General features: G+C 38.5%; 16 protein-coding genes. 6 read left to right on the top strand and 10 right to left on the bottom strand.

Features of this window, described 5'->3' with window-relative positions; all coding sequences use genetic code 11:
* Window positions 1-69: 69 nt before the first annotated feature.
* Window positions 70-1,836: an NACHT domain-containing protein gene (locus tag LVY74_RS12455; protein WP_237815331.1), complete on the top strand. Its 1,767-nt coding sequence runs from the start codon at window positions 70-72 to the stop codon at window positions 1,834-1,836.
* A gap of 193 nt (window positions 1,837-2,029) precedes the next feature.
* Here the strand turns inward: LVY74_RS12455 and LVY74_RS12450 are convergent, their stop codons facing one another.
* From LVY74_RS12450 to LVY74_RS12435, 4 genes are all read right to left on the bottom strand, one after another.
* Entirely contained in the window at window positions 2,030-3,052 is a 1,023-nt protein-coding gene (locus LVY74_RS12450; RefSeq protein ID WP_237815330.1) for a molecular chaperone DnaJ, read from the bottom strand.
* 60 nt (window positions 3,053-3,112) lie between these two features.
* Window positions 3,113-4,810: a sensor domain-containing diguanylate cyclase gene (locus LVY74_RS12445; protein WP_237815329.1), complete on the bottom strand. Its 1,698-nt coding sequence runs from the start codon at window positions 4,808-4,810 to the stop codon at window positions 3,113-3,115.
* 350 nt (window positions 4,811-5,160) lie between these two features.
* The gene (locus LVY74_RS12440; protein WP_237815328.1) at window positions 5,161-6,018 is read right to left on the bottom strand and encodes an SDR family NAD(P)-dependent oxidoreductase; all 858 of its coding nucleotides are present in this window, start codon (window positions 6,016-6,018) and stop codon (window positions 5,161-5,163) included.
* Window positions 6,019-6,034: 16 nt separating this feature from the next.
* Complete coding sequence (locus LVY74_RS12435) at window positions 6,035-6,940, bottom strand: AEC family transporter (protein WP_237815338.1); 906 nt, start codon at window positions 6,938-6,940, stop codon at window positions 6,035-6,037.
* 99 nt (window positions 6,941-7,039) lie between these two features.
* Here LVY74_RS12435 and LVY74_RS12430 point away from each other — a divergent pair, with 99 nt between their 5' ends.
* The gene (locus LVY74_RS12430) at window positions 7,040-7,924 is read left to right on the top strand and encodes a LysR family transcriptional regulator (RefSeq protein WP_237815337.1); all 885 of its coding nucleotides are present in this window, start codon (window positions 7,040-7,042) and stop codon (window positions 7,922-7,924) included.
* Between the two features lie 63 nt (window positions 7,925-7,987).
* Here LVY74_RS12430 and LVY74_RS12425 read toward each other — a convergent pair whose 3' ends face one another.
* A complete protein-coding gene (locus LVY74_RS12425) occupies window positions 7,988-8,347 on the bottom strand; it encodes a YidH family protein (protein ID WP_151710610.1) in 360 nt (119 codons plus the stop codon).
* A 278-nt stretch (window positions 8,348-8,625) separates the two neighbouring features.
* Between LVY74_RS12425 and LVY74_RS12420 the strand changes: the two genes are divergently transcribed.
* Both LVY74_RS12420 and LVY74_RS12415 read left to right on the top strand, forming a co-directional pair.
* A complete protein-coding gene (locus tag LVY74_RS12420) occupies window positions 8,626-9,813 on the top strand; it encodes an ammonium transporter (protein ID WP_237815327.1) in 1,188 nt (395 codons plus the stop codon).
* Between the two features lie 149 nt (window positions 9,814-9,962).
* Entirely contained in the window at window positions 9,963-10,751 is a 789-nt protein-coding gene (locus tag LVY74_RS12415; RefSeq protein WP_237815326.1) for a lipopolysaccharide kinase InaA family protein, read from the top strand.
* Here the strand turns inward: LVY74_RS12415 and LVY74_RS12410 are convergent.
* The 5 genes from LVY74_RS12410 to LVY74_RS12390 form a co-directional block, all read right to left on the bottom strand.
* Window positions 10,748-12,079, bottom strand: coding sequence for an ATP-binding protein (locus LVY74_RS12410; RefSeq protein WP_237815325.1), 1,332 nt, complete (start codon window positions 12,077-12,079; stop codon window positions 10,748-10,750). The two genes, LVY74_RS12415 and LVY74_RS12410, sit on opposite strands and share 4 nt — an antisense overlap.
* A gap of 10 nt (window positions 12,080-12,089) precedes the next feature.
* Complete coding sequence (locus tag LVY74_RS12405) at window positions 12,090-12,764, bottom strand: response regulator transcription factor (protein ID WP_237815324.1); 675 nt, start codon at window positions 12,762-12,764, stop codon at window positions 12,090-12,092.
* A gap of 21 nt (window positions 12,765-12,785) precedes the next feature.
* The gene (locus tag LVY74_RS12400; protein ID WP_237815323.1) at window positions 12,786-14,444 is read right to left on the bottom strand and encodes a phosphoethanolamine transferase; all 1,659 of its coding nucleotides are present in this window, start codon (window positions 14,442-14,444) and stop codon (window positions 12,786-12,788) included.
* A gap of 258 nt (window positions 14,445-14,702) precedes the next feature.
* Window positions 14,703-16,052, bottom strand: coding sequence for a DcaP family trimeric outer membrane transporter (locus tag LVY74_RS12395; RefSeq protein WP_237815322.1), 1,350 nt, complete (start codon window positions 16,050-16,052; stop codon window positions 14,703-14,705).
* Window positions 16,053-16,293: 241 nt separating this feature from the next.
* On the bottom strand, window positions 16,294-17,523 hold the full coding sequence (locus LVY74_RS12390; RefSeq protein WP_237815321.1) for an MFS transporter: 1,230 nt from the start codon (window positions 17,521-17,523) through the stop codon (window positions 16,294-16,296).
* Between the two features lie 323 nt (window positions 17,524-17,846).
* Here LVY74_RS12390 and LVY74_RS12385 point away from each other — a divergent pair, with 323 nt between their 5' ends.
* Window positions 17,847-18,770: a patatin-like phospholipase family protein gene (locus tag LVY74_RS12385; RefSeq protein WP_237815320.1), complete on the top strand. Its 924-nt coding sequence runs from the start codon at window positions 17,847-17,849 to the stop codon at window positions 18,768-18,770.
* Window positions 18,771-18,864: 94 nt separating this feature from the next.
* Complete coding sequence (locus tag LVY74_RS12380) at window positions 18,865-19,338, top strand: NfeD family protein (protein WP_237815319.1); 474 nt, start codon at window positions 18,865-18,867, stop codon at window positions 19,336-19,338.
* The last annotated feature ends 3 nt before the right edge of the window (window positions 19,339-19,341 follow it).

Genomic DNA, 19,341 nt, shown 5'->3' with positions numbered 1-19,341 from the left:
TCAATTGAGGGGATTTTTGAATCTATTAAATTAGAATTCAGTTATATAAAATATAAATAGGATTTTCTCATGACCGAAACACTAACGATGGCATATGGAGCATTAGTTCTCAGACCACTCATTACTGAAATTTGCAAAGATATATACAGTTTTACTAAAAAAACTGGTAGAACTTTTCTTGCACAAATGAATATAGAAAGTTCATCTGAAAAAATATTTTTGAGAATTAATAAAAACCTAATGATTAGAACAATTTATGATAGTAAGAAACCGCAGCATATCTCTGAATTTTATTACCCTACAAAAGTAAATTTACCAGATTCAAGTATACAAACATTCAACACTATTCGTGATTTAGATATAAAAGAAAATTTAATAATAGAAGGTACTGTTGGGCATGGAAAATCTATGCTTATGAGACATCTTACAGTTAATGAACTACTTTCCAAAACGTCTTTACCAATATTTTTAGAGTTAAGAAGCATACAAAAGACTGAAAGTTTGACTGATTGCCTTTGCACTTATTTGAGTGATATCTTAGAGGTTAATATAACAAATTCAAACTTTGATGCATTAGCTGAAAGTGGAAAAATATCTCTTTTTCTAGATGGTTTTGATGAATTAAATAAAGACCTAATCCCTAGTGTTATTCTTAAATTAGAACAATGGTCAGTAAAATTTCCTGACATGAAAATTATTTGCTCTAGCCGTCCATATAATTCTTTGCAAAATAGCCCATTTTTCTTATCTCTTACATTACATCCATACGATGAGCAGGATCAAATTGATTTTATTAAAAAATTAACAAGTGATCTAGAAATTTCAAAACAATTAGTACAAAAAATTGGAGAAAGTGATGTAGGTTTAAAAGATATTCTAAAAACCCCTTTAATGCTTACATTATTTGTCATGACTTATCAAACCAAGTTACAAATAGCATTATCAGTATCCGAATTTTATCGCGATATTTTCGATGTACTAATGAATAGACATGATTATCTTAAACTCCCATTTGAAAGAGCTAGATTTGTTGATGCCACCCAATCACAATTAGAAGATATATTTCAAGAATTCTGCTTTTACTCAAAGAATAATGGTAATAGGATCTCATTTGATAAGCAATATTTTTCTGAAGGCCTTACGGAAGCATGTAAAATATTAGAATTAAAATTCGATAGCAACAATATTATATCGGAATTAACAAAAAATATATGTTTAATTCTAAGAGATGGAAATGAATATAGCTTTATTCATAAAAGCATCCAAGAGTTTTTTGTAGCAAATTTATTAAAAAGTTTTGATACCTCTTTGTTAGAGAAATTTTACACAGATATGTTTAACTATGAGAATCACAATAAGTTTGAAGTCGAGCTTAGATTTTTAAGTGAGATAGACAAACTAAATTATTATAAATTTTTAGTTGTTCCATCAATTAACAATTTCTTTAAAGATACCAAATACATAGAAAAAAGCATTCAACCTTTTTTACAAAGTATTTTTGTAGTAGATAATAATGATGGAGACTGCACTGTTATTTTATTATTTGACTTTGATTACGAAAATAAATTCGGGTATATAAACACCACAATAATGCAGCATATATTTTTTTACCTTATATTCAAAACTGATGGAGCATCATCATTAAATATTTATTCAAAAAAAGAAAAAGGAATTTCTGATTTCAGTGTAAATGAACAACTTACTCTTCAGCTTAAACAAGTAATTTTATCTGACAAAATACTGGATCAGGCTTTTATGGCACTTGAAAATAAACTACGCGAAGCCCAAGAATACATTAAGTCTAAAACCGAACGAAGCTATACTATTACTAGATAAATTTACTATACATTTAAAATTATACTAATCCTCTCGCCAACAACGAGAGGTTATTTATCTCAATTTTCCTTTTAAATTTATTAAAAATTACCGTACGGTATAACTATCAACTATAACCTGTTATGTCATCTGCCTTTTATTACTGACAAAGAAAATCTTAGATTATTCAATTTCTGCCACAATCTATAAATATTTATACGACCCCATGCCCCAACAACATCTCTACCCCACTCACCTTTTTCATATACTTTAAACGCTCTTTTTCCCACTTCAACTGCTGCTTTAACTCAGCACAGTCAGCATCTACAGCTTTATACACATCACCAATATGCACATGCTCTGCTTTCACCTTCTTCGCCAACTGAAAAGAATCCAAAATTTCCGCAATTTGACTTTCAAGCTGCTGACTTTGAGCATCCAACGCCAATTGATAAAACTTCACTTGCTCAGGCGTGAGTTCTTTTGAAGTTACAGCCTTGTTCTGCTCAAGCTGTAACTGCATTTTCAGTAAATAAAACAAATCCTGCTGCTCATACGCCTGACTTGCCTTCTGAAACAACTCGGTTTTTTCTGCTTTCTTGCTTTCGTCTTGTTCACGGTCGGGGTGAATCATCGCGGCAATTTTTAAATATACGGTTTTGAGTGATTGCGCTGCCATTTGCTCAGCTTGTTCTCGTTTTTGTTGCAGCCGTTGCTGCTTGGCTTGTTCCCGTGCCTGTTGCTGCTCGGCAGCATATTGTTCAAAGTCTTGCTCTACCTCAAACTCATCTTGCTGAGGAGTTTCCTGATTTTCTAGACGGACATTCTGTGACTTTTTGCTTTTTTTAGCATTCGATTGCGCTACAACCTGCTGATAAAACGTATTGATTTGAGCCACTTGAGTATGTTGCTCGGCAGACAGAACTTTGGAATTTTTGAGGATTTTGCCAAGACTGGCAATTTTCTCATCCAGTTGCTGCATATCGGCTTTGGAAAATTCATGGCTATGCAGCATTGTCCAAAGCTGCTGCATTTGCTGAAACAACACCGTATGCAATTCGGCATAGATAGGGAAAAGTTTTTGGCGGGTGTGCTGCTGAATCTCATTCTGTGCATTTTGCCATGTCGCCAGACTGATTTTTTGCTGTTCAATTTTATCGATCAGGCGATTGAGCTTTTTCTGCTGTGGGGAAAGTTCAGTCTTTTTCTGTATCGTTACTTTGAGATCAGAAGTCATCGCCAATCACACTTGCAAAAGCAACACTATAGCAAGATTGGCGATGTGAAGCAGTCATATCTATGATTTGTCTATATTGAGCGATTCCTGAAAGGGTACAACCCGATTACGCCCTTGTGCTTTGGCAGCATATAAAGCTTGATCGGCACGACGTACTGCATCGTGTACGTCACGATCTCGCAATTGCACCTCACTCACGCCAATACTTAAAGTAATTGGATGATTTTCAATAATGACCGTATCTGCCACCGTGAGGCGAATTTTTTCAGCTAGGGTTACTGCACCTGCCAATGGGGTCTCAGGCAATAAAACCAAGAACTCTTCCCCACCAAAACGTGCAACAAAATCGGTCGATCTCAGCACGCTTGGCAATAGCTTCGCCACACTTTGCAAAACCAAATCACCGACTTCGTGCCCATAGCTATCATTCACCTTTTTAAAGAAGTCGATATCCATCAGCAATACCGTATAAATCTGTTGTGTCCGCTGTAACTGTTCAAATAAGTAGTCTAAATAATCATTGGAAGCACGGCGATTATGTAAGCCTGTCAATACATCATAACGCGCCAATTTCTCCAGTTCGATATTGGCTCGTTGTAATTCCTGAGTCCGCGCTTCGACTTTTTGCTCCAAGTTACTGTTCGCATCTTGCAGTTGTTGCTGCTGCGACAACAATGTTCCCGTCATGCTTTCCAGTGAATCGGATAAACCTTGAATCTCTCGAATTGTGGTTTTACTGCTGAAATGGACATCATGTTGCCCTTGTTGAATGGCTTTTGCCATTTTCTCCAAATTTTCAATCGGGCGACTAAAACTATTGGCAAGTTTATAGGTAATCAATAACAGTAAAATTGAGATGATAAAACCTACAATCATAATTTGATGTTGCAAACCACGTACATCCATCAAGGCAATTGCGACAGGTTGGCGAATCACCACATGCCAACCCAAATTGATGTTGGTTTTAGAAACCACGGGAATATCAACCGTTAAATATTCTTTATTTTCATGCCACTGATCAATAAAATAAGCTGGGCGCTGTGGATTAAATACAGGTGGTTTCACCAGTCCAATACTTTTAAAAGGATATAATACTTCCCCTTTTTGATTCAAAATAAAGACCTCAACCCCTTTTTCGGTTGCATCTTCTGAAAGTGCGCTATTCAGAACTTCTCCTGCCCAACTCCAATCTGCATGAGCTGCCAAAACGCCTCGCATTTGATGACTAACGGGGTCATAAATCGGTGCAGCAAAATCAATGAAGCGCATCGGTTCATTGGGATTAATCGCTTTAATTTTTTTGGCTAACAATACAGCTTTATGCACATCGCCTAAATAGACTTGCTTTGAGCCATGAATAAACCAGTCACGCTCTGACACATCTGCGCCTTCAAGTACACGATCAGCTGCGACCTCAACATAACCCTGAGGGTTGGCAACCCCAATCCACGCATAGTAACGATAAGACCTTTTCACTTGGTCTAGCTTTAACTGGACACGAGGATTATGAAAATCAGCCTCTGAAAAAAATGGGGATTCACCCAGCAGCATGATTTCCCGTTCACGTTCATTGAGGGAATTGGCTAAGGTACTACTAATACTTTTTGCAGAAATATATAAGGCTTGACCACGGGTTTCGGTCATTTGTTGTGAAGCCACTCGCCCTAAATATAAGGTAATCGATAAACCTAAAGTAAAAGACAGCGCAATAAATAAAATCAGTAACCGATCACGAAAGGAGTTAATTTTAAACCACATACTCGCTCCTATTTCGCAAGTGCTTATTTTTCATAAAATCAAAGCCATATCTACTTTTTCATTTTGCAGAGCATGATCCTCTTTAACAAACATACGAGGTAACTTTGCTCAATAATCAATATAAACAAAATGAATAATATCTGTTCAATTCGCGTATTAAAACATTGTTCAGTGCTGAGGGTAAAATAAAATCTTGAGTTTTTTAGTTGGAATATTAAAAATTAAAAAATATGATTTTAAATCAAAAATTTAAAAATAATTAAATCTAAAAATATATGATATGGCATCATTTAAATCATCTAAAACCAAAGTGTTTACAGCAACATTGCCATCGGCTTAAAAACAAATACTTATTTAAAGTGCTCAAGCGCTGTCCCTTTCACAGGATTACGCCGCCAATAGTGCGGTTGTAAAAACCGAAGCGCCAAACGCCACGGCGTCATCCAAACAATTTTGGCACGTGTTTTACGATTTTCACTGACTTGCTGTGCCAAATACTGGCATACCAACTCAGGCGGATCGATGACAAACATAAATAACCATTTCATTTTATGCCAGTTTTTAGCATCTCCCTGCTGCCATGATGAAATCAGCAAATCTGTTACGACCATTCCGGGGCTGAGCACACCAACCTGTATAGGCGTGTGACGTGTTTCTTTATAGAGTGCATGACTAAAATAATTGACCGCACGTTTTGTGGTGGCATAAGGTGTCATCCCTGCACTCCACTCACCATGACTGCCCCAACCTTCCATATTAAAGATTTGCCCAAAACCCTGTTTCAGCATACCTTTGAGTGCAACCTGCGCCCCAAGCATTGTGCCTAACAAATTGGTTTGAACCACCTGCTGTAAATCCTGTGGTGTAAGTTCAGCAAATGCATGGGCAGGATTGCATGTGCCTGCATTATTAATCCAAACATCGACCCGCGAAAATTGATCTAAAGCACTTTGCCACAGGTGTTGTAATTGCTCAGACTGGGTGACATCACAGCATTGTCCCCAAATGCAGTTGCGACCCTGCTGTTGCTGTAATTGTTGAACTGCTGTTTGTAGCTGTGTCGCATCGCGTCCTGAAATCACCACAGACCAGCCCAATCTTAAAAAGGCTTGCGCCAAACCCAACCCAATACCGCGTGTTCCCCCCGTAATGACCACACAGCGTTGCGTTTTAAGGGGTATTTTATTGTGCTGAATCTGTAGGGTCACATTTTATTCCTTATTGTTAAGCCACCCACCAAATCATGAATGGTAAAGTGATCGCAGCGCATAGTGTCTGCATACTGATTACGGCAGCCATGAGCTGACTATCACCATGCAATACCTTGGTTAAAATATAAGAAGCGGAAGCTGTTGGCAATCCAAAGAAAATTACTAAAATCTGTAAACTGAGTTGAGGTAAAGCCAAAGCATGTGCCACTGCATAAGCCAAAGCAGGCATCAACAGCAAGCGGGCGAATGTATCTAAACACAATACCCAAAAATCTTGATGCAGTTGTTTAAACTGCAAAGCTGCACCTACACAAAACAGCCCCAAAGGCAGGCTCGATGCTGCACTAATTTTAAGGACTTCGTGAATACCCTGCCAAATTGTAACATTCAGCAGATTTAAACTGATTCCAACCGCACAAGATAAAATTAACGGATTTTTGAGCAAAGAGAATAATACGGGACGTAATGCCATATGCTGACGTTCCATCAGCGATAATACCGAAATGACATTCACCACAGGAATGCAAAGTGCTAGCAAGACCGCCAAAATCGCCATGCCCTGTTTCGCATATAAAGCCGTCACCAATGCCAGACCAATATAGGTATTGAAACGCACCATACTCTGCATATGCACCCCAAAACGTGCGGCAGACATCGGCTTAAATATCCGCAGTGCATATAAAAATGTACTTGCCAAAGCCACGACCACCAACATGCTCAGAATAGGGCGTTTAAGTTGGGAAAACTCAATGTGTGCGGTTAACGTTGTGTGCAGCAGTAGCGCAGGAAATAGCAGATAATAATTCAGCTTCTCTGCACCTTGCCAAAACCCATCTTCAAAAAAATGCATTTGCTTTAGTCCATAACCTGCCGCAATCAGCACGATTAATGGAATTACCGCCAACATCATTTGCTGCAACATGCTTTGCCTCAGCACTTCATCTTGAAAAAGATCAAGTTTAAACAAGATTTTGACTCATGCTAAAATGAGTTTTTCCTCATGAAGTCGTGCCTTGCCATGACCTTTAGCCAATTAGAAATTTTCGCATGGATTGCAGAACTGCGTAGCTTTACCGCAACCGCAGAAAAATTGGGTATTACTCAATCGGCTGTATCACATGCACTCAAAAGTTTGGAACAAGACTGGCAGGTTAATCTGATTGCCCGCCATAACAACCAAGTCGAACTCACCGCAACAGGGCAACAGCTCCTGATTCATGTGAAAGAATTGCTGAGTATTTCACACACGTTAGAGCAAGAAGTACAAGCTTTACACGGGCTTAATCAAGGTACGCTACGCATCGGCTCTTTTGGTGCATCATCTTCAATTTTGCTTTTGCCTGAAATTTTAGACATCTTCCAGCAGCAATATCCCAACATTGAAATTTATATTGATGAAGGTGATGATCAGGAAGTCTGTCAGTGGCTTCAGGAACGGCGAATTGATGTTGGTTTTGTTTTATTGCCCAATACCCAGTTTGATTGTGTACCATTACTGAATGATATTTTTGTGGCGCTGATTCCCAAGACCCATCACTTGGCAGCATACACTACGATTCAGCCCGAACAACTGGCACAAGAAGCCTTTATCATGACTTTGGCAGGAAGCCAGAAACAGGTCGAGTTGATCTTTCAGCAGTTTCAGGTGCAACCTAAAATCAGATATCGCATTTCCCAGATTCTCAGCATCATCAGCATGGTCAACAATCAACTTGGAATTTCTGTGGTTTCCGATATGGTGTTGACGCATAAATTATTGGCGCTTTATCCCAATGTGGTGAAACGTCCATTTTCGCCCAATTTAAAACGCAGTATTGGACTTGCGGTTAAAAATAATAAACATCTCAGCCCTGCCACTAAAGCATTTCTTGAAATTGCCCAGCAGGTCTGGAAAACCATCTAAGGTCAATTCATTGATTCCCACATTCTTTATGTTGTTCTAAACATCAAATAATTCAATCATTTGTTAAATCAAAAAAATAATGATGAGAAAAATGCCACATAAAACATTAAAAATTGTCAGCATCATCGGCAAGTCAGTTCGATAACCTTCGATTAGCTCCACAGGATTGAGTGACTTTAGTGCAGTTTTATACTGCTGTGCTGACCACAGACTCAAACTCATACCACATAGAATAATAATGACTGCAAAAATTTTGCTGATCAGCGTTTTAAGTGCATAGTTTTGAGGATCAAGGAAATGTGCAAGTACGGTTGAGCGTTCTAAAAGAAATCCAAAAGCAATAAGCCCCAAACTACTACGATTCCATGCCAGTAAGGTGCGCTCCAAAGCTAAAAATACACGAGGATCTTGCAAATTGGACATTTTTCCCTCTTGTTTAAAGAAATACGATGAACTTGAAAACTTTATTATGCCTGCCAAATGCATTTCATGAACCCATAAAGATCATGGTCACATCCAATCATTAAGCACTATTTTTGTGCCATTTTTCCGTTTTAGTGCATAAAATGCCTTATATCGAGTCTTATGTATTTTTAGATTTTCATGATTAAAATTTCCATCAAATGATTTCTATATTGGTGCAATCAGCATCGCTATACTTGTGCATATTTCCAAATTAGCACTATTTTTAAGCGACCATAATGCAAAATTTCGATATTTTATTCTTATTGCTCGGTGCAGTTCTGGTTCTAGCCATGCATGCTGGCTTTGCATTTTTAGAACTTGGTACAGTTCGACATAAAAATCAGGTCAATGCATTGAGTAAAATTCTATCGGATTTTGCTATTTCTGCGATTGCTTACTTTTTTGTGGGTTATTATATTGCTTATGGTCAGCACTTTTTCCATACGGGCAGTGTTTTAGCTGAACAACATGGCTATAACCTGATGCGTTGTTTTTTCCTGCTCACTTTTGCTGCTGCTATCCCCGCAATTATTTCTGGCGGTATCGCAGAGCGTGCCAAAATGCGAACTCAAGCCATCGCAACCCTATTGCTGGTCGGATTGGTTTATCCTTTCTTTGAAGGACTGATTTGGAATGGGAATTTCGGTTTCCAAAACTGGTTACAGCAAACCTTTGGCGCAAGCTTTCATGACTTCGCAGGCTCAGTCGTTGTCCATGCAATGGGCGGTTGGATTGCATTTGCTGCGGTCATTTTGCTGGGTGCACGCTATGGGCGTTATCGTAAAGATGGCGCTGTGGCAGCTCACCCACCGTCATCTATTCCATTCTTAGCGCTTGGTTCATGGATTCTCATGGTGGGCTGGTTCGGTTTTAACGTGATGAGTGCGCAGCGTTTAGATGCAATCTCAGGACTGGTTGCCATCAACTCACTGATGGCAATGGTGGGTGGTACCATTACAGCCAATTATATGGGCAAAGATGACCCTGGTTTCTTGCACAATGGCCCACTTGCAGGCTTAGTTGCGATCTGCGCAGGCTCAGATATTGTTCACCCAATTGGCGCTTTAGTGATTGGTGGTATTGCAGGTATCGTATTTGTCAAACTGTTTACATATACCCAAAATAAACTCAAGGTCGATGATGTTTTAGGCGTATGGCCAATGCACGGTGTATGTGGTGCATTGGGTGGCATTGCTGCGGGTATTTTTGGGCAAACAGCATTAGGTGGTTTAGGTGGTGTGTCTTTCGTTGCACAAATCATTGGTACACTCCTAGCAATCGTGATTGCTCTTGCAGGCGGATTCGGTGTTTATGGCTTGCTCAAAATCACTATGGGAATTCGCTTAACCCAAGAAGAAGAATATCGCGGTGCTGACTTATCTATTCATAAAATTTCAGCAAATGCTGAAGAAAATAAGTTTTAAATTTCAAAAATTACCTCAACAATGTGAATGCTAAATTCAGGACTACCTCCGAATATTTTGGTGATAGTCCTATACTTATTTTGCAAACTGAGATACATTTTCAATCCGATTTGTTTTGTTTACTGCCTAAATTAGGTGTCGTTGTTTGCATGCCCAAATATCAAGATTTTTTAGAACATACGGTTTCTAACCAAAGCCGCTCTATTCAACCGTATGTGATTGATGGCTTAAAAGTATGGCTTAAAAAAGCATCAAAACGGCATCCTTGGTGGTTATATCTGCCATTACAATGGTTCTCTAAACTCCTTAATATGCAGATTCTAGCACCCGTACCTAACTATGGTGGTTCAGATGCTATTCGATGTGAAGCTCAACGTATTCGCCAGCTCGAAAAAATTGGGGTTTCTGTGCCAAAAGTGCTAGCAGAATCTGATACGGGTTTACTGATTCAAGATATTGCCAATCATGACCAGCAACTCATGCAACTCGACCACGCTTTGGCACGTGAACCAGATTTCAGCAAACGTAAACAACTTTTTGAAACAGCAGTTCATGCACTAAAGAAAATTCATGCGAAAAATTGCTATTTAAGTGAAGCATTTGCACGTAATATTTTAGTCGATAGCCAGCAGAATATTTCATTTATCGATTTTGAAACTGACCCTCATCAAACTTTAGACTTAGAAACCTGTCAGGCGCGTGACTGGCTTTGTTTATTATTTTCTACAGCATTTCGTTTTAATGATCAGGAACGCCCAAGCATTGAACAACTGATCAAACATGAATTGAAAGACCGACAAGATATTTTATTTCAACTTCACAAAGTAGGACATCGCTTTGCTTGGCTCAATCGTGTTGGTGTTGAGAAAACAGGCAATGATGGTAAACGTATGAAGGTTTTTCTAATTTTCTTAAGCAATCTCAAAACTGAAGATTAGTCATTTGCAGCCAAATGTGTCGGCAACTCCACCAGTACTTGTAAACCACCTAACTCCAAACTACGGTCGAAGCGCAGTGTACCACCCACATGTTGAATTGCCTTTTGTACAATCGACAAGCCCAAACCGCTTCCAACTTCTAAATGGTGATGGACGCGATAAAAACGCTTGAGTACCTGTTCATACTGCTCTTGAGGAATTCCTGGGCCACTGTCTTCAATACACACATAGGCTTTTTGCTGTTGTGAATCAGCATAAACCGAAATATTGATAACACCTTCGGCAGGTGTATATTTAATCGCATTATCAATTAAGTTATAAACAATCGAATGAACAGTCGGTTCATAACTTTGTAGAATAACCTGATCATTACGTTCAAATCCCAAGTCAATTTCTTTCTCCATCGCTAAATTCATGAGCTGTTCAACACAGTTCAGTGCTACATCATTCAGACGAAATTTTTTGGACATTTCCATGCTATTGACCGAGGCATCCTGCTTCGCCAATGCCAGTAACTGACTCACTAAATGTTGAATTCGAGCCAAACCTTTACTGAGATTGATGAGCGCTGTATTTTCAGGAAAATCGCGCAAGAGAATTTTAGTTTGTAAATTCAATGCCGTAATTGGAGTACGCAACTCATGTGCGGCATCGGCTATAAACTGCTTCTGCTCTTGCTGAGTTTTAGAAATTCGATCAAATAAATAGTTGATTTCATTCACTGCAGGCAACAACTCAATAGGATATTGCTCTTCTTGAATATGACTTAACTCATTTGAATCACGCTGAGCCAGTTCATTTTTTAAATCATCTAATGGTTTTAAACTCCCTCGAATAATCCAAAAAATAATAAACAGCACAAAAGGCATAATCAAAATGTAAGGCAATACCATACTTCCTGCTAGCTCTAAAGCCAAAACCTGACGTGTTCGCTCATGCTGGCTGACTTGGATCTGAAACTTGGCTGTAGGTAACACATAGGTGTACCATGTACCATTGTCTGTTTCATGCTGATAAAAACCTGCCTTATTTACCCGAGGGACAAGCAAATCATTGGTTTTTAATTGATTAATATCATCATATGACCAAATATCCATAAACAGTTCCTGACGCTCATATTCATGATCAAGATTAAAACTGCTATGGGTACTTTTTAAGTTGAATGTAGTCGCTCGGGTTGCCAAAAATTGCATTTGGGTATCGAGAATGCGGGTCAGTTCTTTCAAGGCAATATGGTAAGTCGAAAACATCAAAATACACGCCATCACCAGACTCAAGAGTGACGTCAATACAACCAGTTTTGAGCCTAATGACTTACGTTTTTGCATCTTATCTAACTCAGTTATGCCCTAAACGATAGCCTAAACCACGAATCGTTCGGATAAAATCTTTACCTAATTTGGCACGCAAGTGGTGAATATATACTTCAATCGTATTACTCGACACTTCACTATCAAAATCATATAGCTTGTCTTCCAAATTTGACTTAGAAAAAATCTTATTGGGATGCGACATCAACGGAGTCAAAATTGCCCATTCACGGTTGGACAGTTCAATTGTTTGTCCCTTAAATTTGGCAATATGCTGTTCAATATCTAAAATCAAATCGCCATTACGCAATACTTTGTCATTACTTGGTGCTTTAATTCCCACACCTGCACGGCGTAGAAGCGCCTGAATACGCGCAAATAACTCCTCAAATTCATAAGGTTTGACCAAATAATCATCAGCACCCTGATTGAGACCATCAACACGGTTTTCAAGCTGATCTCGTGCTGAAATAATCAATACAGGAATTTGGGTACGTTGACGAATCTGCTTGAGAACCTGCATACCATCCATCATCGGCAAGCCAAGATCAAGCAACACAATATCAAAAGTTTGCTTAGATAATTCTGTCAGACCATCAACACCATTATTGACCCACTCAACATCAAAACCATGATATTTCAATAAGGTGATGGTGGACTCTGCAATCATGAAGTCATCTTCAATAATTAAGATCTTGGACATGCGATGCACTCTATTGACAATTTATGGGTTGGCACACTGTGCCAACATATTTAGTTTAGGTTGAATGGTTTGACTTTCAACATCGAGCAACCCCAGCAAAGTTGGGAATAAGTTGTCCTGCCCTCGTTTGGCTTGCCGCTGTTGCATCAGACAAGCCACTTGTTGTGGGCGTGAACGTTGCCATTCGGGAGAAAACCACATCATCATTGGAATATGTGTTTGTTGTGATGGTGCTAATGCATAAGGTGCACCATGCAAATACAAACCATTTTCCCCTGTTGACTCTCCATGATCCGATAAGTACCAAAAACCCGTTTGATATTTATCATTTTGGGCTAATACGCCAATAATTTTGCTTAAGATATGATCTGTATATACGATACTATTATCATAACTGTTGATCAATTTGCTTCGTTCACAGCTCTGAATCGCAGTGGTATCACAAATTGGCTGAAAAGGTGCAAACTCAGGTGTTGTCCGTTGATAGTATGCAGGGCCATGACTGCCAATTTGATGCAACACCACCAATTGTGGTCTGTGATCAGTTGCAGGAATCTGCTCTAAATAACGTTGTAAACTTTCAAGTAATACCCCATCTAAACAGTAATCACGATTTTCACAATATTTTTTCTTAATATCATCAGGAATTACGAAATTATTGACGCGATTACAAACCCCTTTACAACCCGAATCATTTTCGATCCATGTAATCTGATAACCTGCACGTTTGGCAATATCCAGTAAGCCTTCTCGATGCGATGCCAAACGTTCATCATATTCTGTCCGTGGCATACCTGAGAACATACATGGAACTGAAACTGCTGTTGCTGTGCCACAAGAACTGGCTTGGGTAAAATTAATTAATCCTGTGACTTTTGCCAATTCAGGATTGGTATTTTTGCCATAACCATTTAATGAGAAACTTTCAGCGCGCGCTGTTTCACCAACCACCAAAACCATTAATTTAGGCTTCTGATTTACAGTGGCTGCTGTATTATGCCGAGCATCCAAACCATATTGCAGCAAAGGCAAAGGTTTATAGGATAACTTTTTATAATAACTTAGTCCTGAGCTAAACACATTATTGGGTGAAATCAGGTTTTTCACCTCACGATGCCCACGAAATAATGAACTAAAATTAATATAATTTAAGTAAACTGCACCACCTGCCAATGCAACAGCGACAATAATACTCCCGAACTTTTTACCCAGTAGTGGCAATAAAGTATCTTTTTTGACAGGCAAAATGATTACAACGCCAATCGGTAAAACGACCATCAGCACAAACCACACTAAATATTGCCAAGAGAGCAAATTTAATGCTTCGGTATGATCGGTTTGCATCATATTTTGAATCTGTTCTGGAGTAATCATAATCCCCATACTATTCACAAAATATGCGCTGCATCCCCCAATAAACAGCAAAAGACAGGCAATCCATTTTTTATTCCACTGCCAAGATAAAATCTGCATAAAAATGAAATAATATAGTGTTAAAACTAAACCCAATCCAATTGCAAAAATTGCACTGTGTGCCCCTGTTAAATCAGCATAATGTAAAGATTGCTGATAAAAGGTAAAATTGAGCGCAAGCGCTAACCATGCCGCAATAATAAAATTGAAGCGACTCAGGCTGATTGGTTTAAGTCGAGTCTTAACCTGACTAAAAATTTTCAACATATTTATTCTTCCGCAAGGAACTTGCAATGTATAAGGACTAACTTAAAAAACACTTAAACAATAACTTATAGACGTCATGGCGGTTTTTTAGCTATTTCTTTAGTTATGATTTAAATGCTAAAAAAAGCTTCAGATATTTTTCTAATATATTATCAAATTAAAAATATTATTGATCAATCAATCTATTTAGAATGAAATAGGCATAAAAAAACCGCAGTCAATTGACTGCGGTTTTAACTTAAAATTCTAGAAAAAGAATTAGAAGCTATATTTTGCCATCAAGTTTACGCGATTGATGTCACCTTTATCACCCGCAAAAGTTTTACGTTGACCATTGGTGTATTCAGCACCTAAATCTAGATTTTTAACAGGTGACCAAATAATGTTTGCAATCGCATTGTATAAAGTCTTGTTATTAGACTGGTTTGCGCGTGCATATGCATTATCATCTTTAAACTTCATACCTGCTACAGAGAAAGTTGAACGCCATTGTGAATTCCACTTACGTTGGTAACCCACTTGTGCAGTATCAAACTCACTTAAATAGATATTGTAATCACCATTTGAAAGCGTTGTAGCGTAAGCTGAATTACCTTGTCCAGAATACAGCATGTACTTACTATCACCTTTTACATGATAATAGTTAGCCATAATTGCATCCTGTGAAGTAAGTTGATACTTACCACCAACACCTACACCCCAACCCCATTTTTCTTCATCGTTATTATCATTCGAAGATACACGATTTTCATGTGCCAAAGCATGGAGTTGTAATAAACCTTTCTTATCAGCAGTTGCTAAATCGTAACGAGCAGTAACCGCAGGTAAACGTTTACCACCTGTTGAAGTATTATCTTCTTCAGTGATTTGACCACTTTCTAATGCAAGAAGTAATTTTTGGTTTGTTGTTACAGGTTGTGTGTAACGTACCTGAACGTTACGTTGAGTCCCTGTCCCCATTGGGCCTGTAAAGTCAATTAGATCAGGTGCTGTATCAGTATTTACAAATGGAGAAGTCGTTTGACCCACTAACCATTTCCCTAAAGATAAATACGCATGACGGACACGGAATGAACCATTGCTGTTATTATCGCTTGAACCCGCAAAATCTGCTTCAATTTTACCAGTTAAATCACCATATTCAGTTGGACGTACAATGTCTAAACCAATACGTGAAGTTGCTGCTGTAGTATTTAATGCGCCTTTAGTTGCATTTGCTTTATTTAAAGGTACAGAACCTGTTTTATTTGCATAGGTTGTACTTGAATTAGTACCATCAAAGTCATACGCTGCATCTACACGAACGCTACCATAAATTTTAAGCTGAGTTTGACCGTCTGGTAGTGTGATCCAACCTGGTTTTGTGCTCGCTGCCACTGGCGCTACAACTGGAGCTGGTTTTGCTGCTGCAATTTCTGCTTGTTGTTGCAATTGCACTGCTTGTGATTGTTGTTGGCTAGAAAGCTGTTGCACCATTTGTTGCAGTTCAGCAACTTGCGCTTTCAAATCTGCAACTTGTTGTGTTGTTGTTGCAGCATGTGCTGAACCAAGTGTTCCCCAAGCTAAAGCTGCACCCACTGAAAGTGCTAATGTTTTTACCTTGACCACAGTATTCTCCATTCCAATAAAAACTTGTTGTTTTGAAAGTATCGCTACTATTCCAAACTAAGGTAACAAAATTATGACAATCCCTTAAGAAATTTAATCTTCGTTACTTATTCCATATATTTCTATACAGCTTAAGTCGTAGAATCTCACAAAAAAATAACGTTAAATTCACTTTTTTCCAAGATCAATTACGAAAAAAATTACTTTTTTATAATTTTCGTCTAGTTTTCAAACATGATTCTCATTTCATATATCCATTTTTCCACTTAAAAATAAGATATAAACTTATAAAACCAATTAAAACTACACAACCACTCATTTTGCTATAGCCTATATATTGTGTGACAATTCCACCTAAAAAATAAAAAAACCCATTCATCAATGCCATAACAGAAACTTGTAAAGTAAAATCAGTTGCAGCATATTCCATACGGCAATACTGCATAATTAATGTAAATATAACCACCAGTAACATGGCGGAGCAAAACTCTTCAAAAGCATGTAATAGATAAATAAGAAAATGCGAAACAACATGCTGTGACTGCAACTCAATGGCAAGCCAAACCATACCCAATAAGCTTAATAATTTCATACTACTCAGCCAAATCAATGCCTGATCTCTTCTAAGAAAACGCAACATACCAGCCGCGACACAAGCGCCTATCAGGGCAGCAACCGCACCAAGTATTGAGATAAAAAGCCCAATTTGTGATAAAGATAAGCCTAGATCAACCATCATGGTTTTTGACATAGGCCCCAGTAAACCATCCGCAATTTTAAAACTCAACAAAACCAACAACCACATTAATTGTTGTTTTTGTTTAATAAAATAATCAAAATAGATTCGCCAACTTCGTTGGCTTATCGTATTACTTTTCAAATGATTGAATGATGCTGAATGCTGTCGATAAAAGAGAATCGGAATTGTATTGAGTACAATCAATACAGCCAAACCCAAAAAACTATTATGCCACCCCCAAATCCCCACAGCCCACAACATTGCTCCGCCTCCCACAATAAAACCGAGCCGAGAGCCAATGACCTGTAAAGCATTTCCCCAATGCTGTTGGTGTTTATGAAGAAGATGAACCGCGAGACCATCTGTCGCAATATCTTGGGTTGCACCTGCACTATTGAGCAAAAACAACACAATAAAAAATACGTAGAGCTGAGTGAATTGTTGTAAATTTGAAATAGATAAATTTGCAAGAATAATTAAAAGAATAATACTAAAAAATTGAGTCCATAAAATCCAAAATCGAAAGCGATGTCTTTGGTCAATCCATGGCGCCCACAATGCTTTAAGTGCCCAAGGCAACATCAACAAACCGAATCCACCAATTTTTGCCAATGACACCCCTTCTGCACGTAACAACACAGGTAAAGCATGTGTCATAAAGCCGACAGGTAAGCCCTGCGCCCAATACAATGTAAATAAAAGCAAATAAATGTTGGGTATTTTATTGTCCATGCGATCCTAAACAGCTCAGTGATGATCTATCTATTTGTAATATATTAAACAGTTTAAAATGCTTCATGGTTAAAATCGCATTGAAGCATCATATGAAATGAGACGTTTGCTGTGGCGATGACTAAGAGGCACATTTACACTCAGACCGTAGACAGCATTTTTTAATACATCCTCAACACACCATCATTTAAATTTAGAAAAAAGTGAAGCCAAGAAATGGCTCTTCTCCCCATTTACGCAAACTTTTGTAAAAATACTGGTTAATATTTGTTTTTTTTGCTGAGATATGCGCTCCCATTTTTCATGCATATAATACCGTTAATATGATACTTAAAATAACACGTTGGTCTTGTATTGCCTTATTGGGCGCAGGGCTGTTGGGATGTGATACAACAGGTTCAAAAAAAACGCTCATTCCAACCATTAAACCTCGTGAACCTGTGATTGCCCTTGCCTTAGGCGGTGGTGGTGCCAAAGGTTTTGCACATATTGGGGTGATTAAAGTTCTTGAATCGCATGGGATTAAACCCAAGATTGTTACGGGAACCAGTGCAGGAAGTTTTGTCGGCAGTATTTATGCTAGTGGTAAAACGCCATATCAGTTGCAACAACTTGCCATGCAACTCAAAGAGTCAGACTTACGTGATCTCACTTTTAACCGTCAGGGCATCGTACTTGGGCAAAAACTCCAAGATTATGTCAATGCCAATGTTGGCAATAAGCAAATTCAGCAATTTCCAATACGTTTTGCAGCTGTTGCCACTCGCCTAGACAACGGTAAAAAAACTGAATTTATTCGTGGTAATGCAGGACAAGCTGTTCGCGCATCTTGCAGTATTCCCAATGTCTTTGTTCCTGCAACGATTGCAGGTGTAAAATATGTCGATGGCGGACTTGTCAGTCCAATTCCTGTTGGTACAGCGAAAAGTATGGGGGCAGATATTGTGATTGCCGTTGATATTTCTGCCCGTCCAACAAAAACAGGCGCAGGAAACATGCTGGGTTTACTGGATCAAACCATCAATATTATGGGACAGCAAAGTATTAACCAAGAATTACAACAAGCGACTGTGGTGATTCAACCCAAAGTTGGGAATTTAGGTGTGCTCGATTTAAGCTCAAGTCAAAATGCCATTTTAGAGGGTGAACAAGCCGCTCAGCGTAAAATGCCAGCGATCGAAGCTGCGATTGCCAACTTCAAAAAATCTCCTGCTGCACTACGCCCTGCACCTCGTGCACGTTTTTAAAAACATTCAATAAACATATTCTTTAGCTGCATCATCTGCTACATTAGTGGATGATGCAGTTTTTGCAAATAAAACCAATAAATAGAGACGACTTATGCATATTGTATTAGAGCCTTGGCACTGGATTGTTTTAGGCGTTGCTTTAATGCTGATAGAACTGGTCGTGCCTACTTTTGCCGCCATTTGGTTTGGTATCGCAGCAATTATGGTCAGTATTTTATATTGGCTTTTCCCTTGGATGGGCTTTGCCACACAAATTGTGACGTGGACTGTTTTATCTATTTTATGCACGATTCTTTGGTTTAAATTTATCAAGCCATTATCAATTGATAAAACTAAAGCAGGTCTACCACGTGAAGCGACAATTGGGCAAATTGGCATGGTCATTCAGACTGATTTGAATCATGAACAAATCAAAGTTCGCTTTTCTCTCCCTGTATTGGGAACAGATGAATGGTTATGCCGTAGCACTTCCTCTCATTTACAAGTGGGTGACCGTGTCATTGTGACTGATATTTTAGGCAATGATCTTTTGGTTGACGCCTACTCATCACAACAAGGAAAATAAAAA

Source organism: Acinetobacter sp. ME22 (genome assembly GCF_022012315.1).
In the GTDB taxonomy this organism is placed as follows: domain Bacteria; phylum Pseudomonadota; class Gammaproteobacteria; order Pseudomonadales; family Moraxellaceae; genus Acinetobacter; species Acinetobacter brisouii_A.
Note: the sequence above shows the minus strand (reverse complement) of the source record. Positions and strands in the feature narration are given on the sequence as shown.

Bases quoted from the DNA above. Each gene is read 5' to 3' on its own strand.
- LVY74_RS12455 (WP_237815331.1), top strand. From the start codon at position 70: ATGACCGAAACACTAACGATGGCATATGGAGCATTAGTTCTCAGACCA.
- LVY74_RS12450 (WP_237815330.1), bottom strand. From the start codon at position 3,052: ATGACTTCTGATCTCAAAGTAACGATACAGAAAAAGACTGAACTTTCC.
- LVY74_RS12445 (WP_237815329.1), bottom strand. From the start codon at position 4,810: ATGTGGTTTAAAATTAACTCCTTTCGTGATCGGTTACTGATTTTATTT.
- LVY74_RS12430 (WP_237815337.1), top strand. From the start codon at position 7,040: ATGACCTTTAGCCAATTAGAAATTTTCGCATGGATTGCAGAACTGCGT.
- LVY74_RS12425 (WP_151710610.1), bottom strand. From the start codon at position 8,347: ATGTCCAATTTGCAAGATCCTCGTGTATTTTTAGCTTTGGAGCGCACC.
- LVY74_RS12420 (WP_237815327.1), top strand. From the start codon at position 8,626: ATGCAAAATTTCGATATTTTATTCTTATTGCTCGGTGCAGTTCTGGTT.
- LVY74_RS12415 (WP_237815326.1), top strand. From the start codon at position 9,963: ATGCCCAAATATCAAGATTTTTTAGAACATACGGTTTCTAACCAAAGC.
- LVY74_RS12410 (WP_237815325.1), bottom strand. From the start codon at position 12,079: ATGCAAAAACGTAAGTCATTAGGCTCAAAACTGGTTGTATTGACGTCA.
- LVY74_RS12405 (WP_237815324.1), bottom strand. From the start codon at position 12,764: ATGTCCAAGATCTTAATTATTGAAGATGACTTCATGATTGCAGAGTCC.
- LVY74_RS12400 (WP_237815323.1), bottom strand. From the start codon at position 14,444: ATGTTGAAAATTTTTAGTCAGGTTAAGACTCGACTTAAACCAATCAGC.
- LVY74_RS12390 (WP_237815321.1), bottom strand. From the start codon at position 17,523: ATGGACAATAAAATACCCAACATTTATTTGCTTTTATTTACATTGTAT.
- LVY74_RS12385 (WP_237815320.1), top strand. From the start codon at position 17,847: ATGATACTTAAAATAACACGTTGGTCTTGTATTGCCTTATTGGGCGCA.
- LVY74_RS12380 (WP_237815319.1), top strand. From the start codon at position 18,865: ATGCATATTGTATTAGAGCCTTGGCACTGGATTGTTTTAGGCGTTGCT.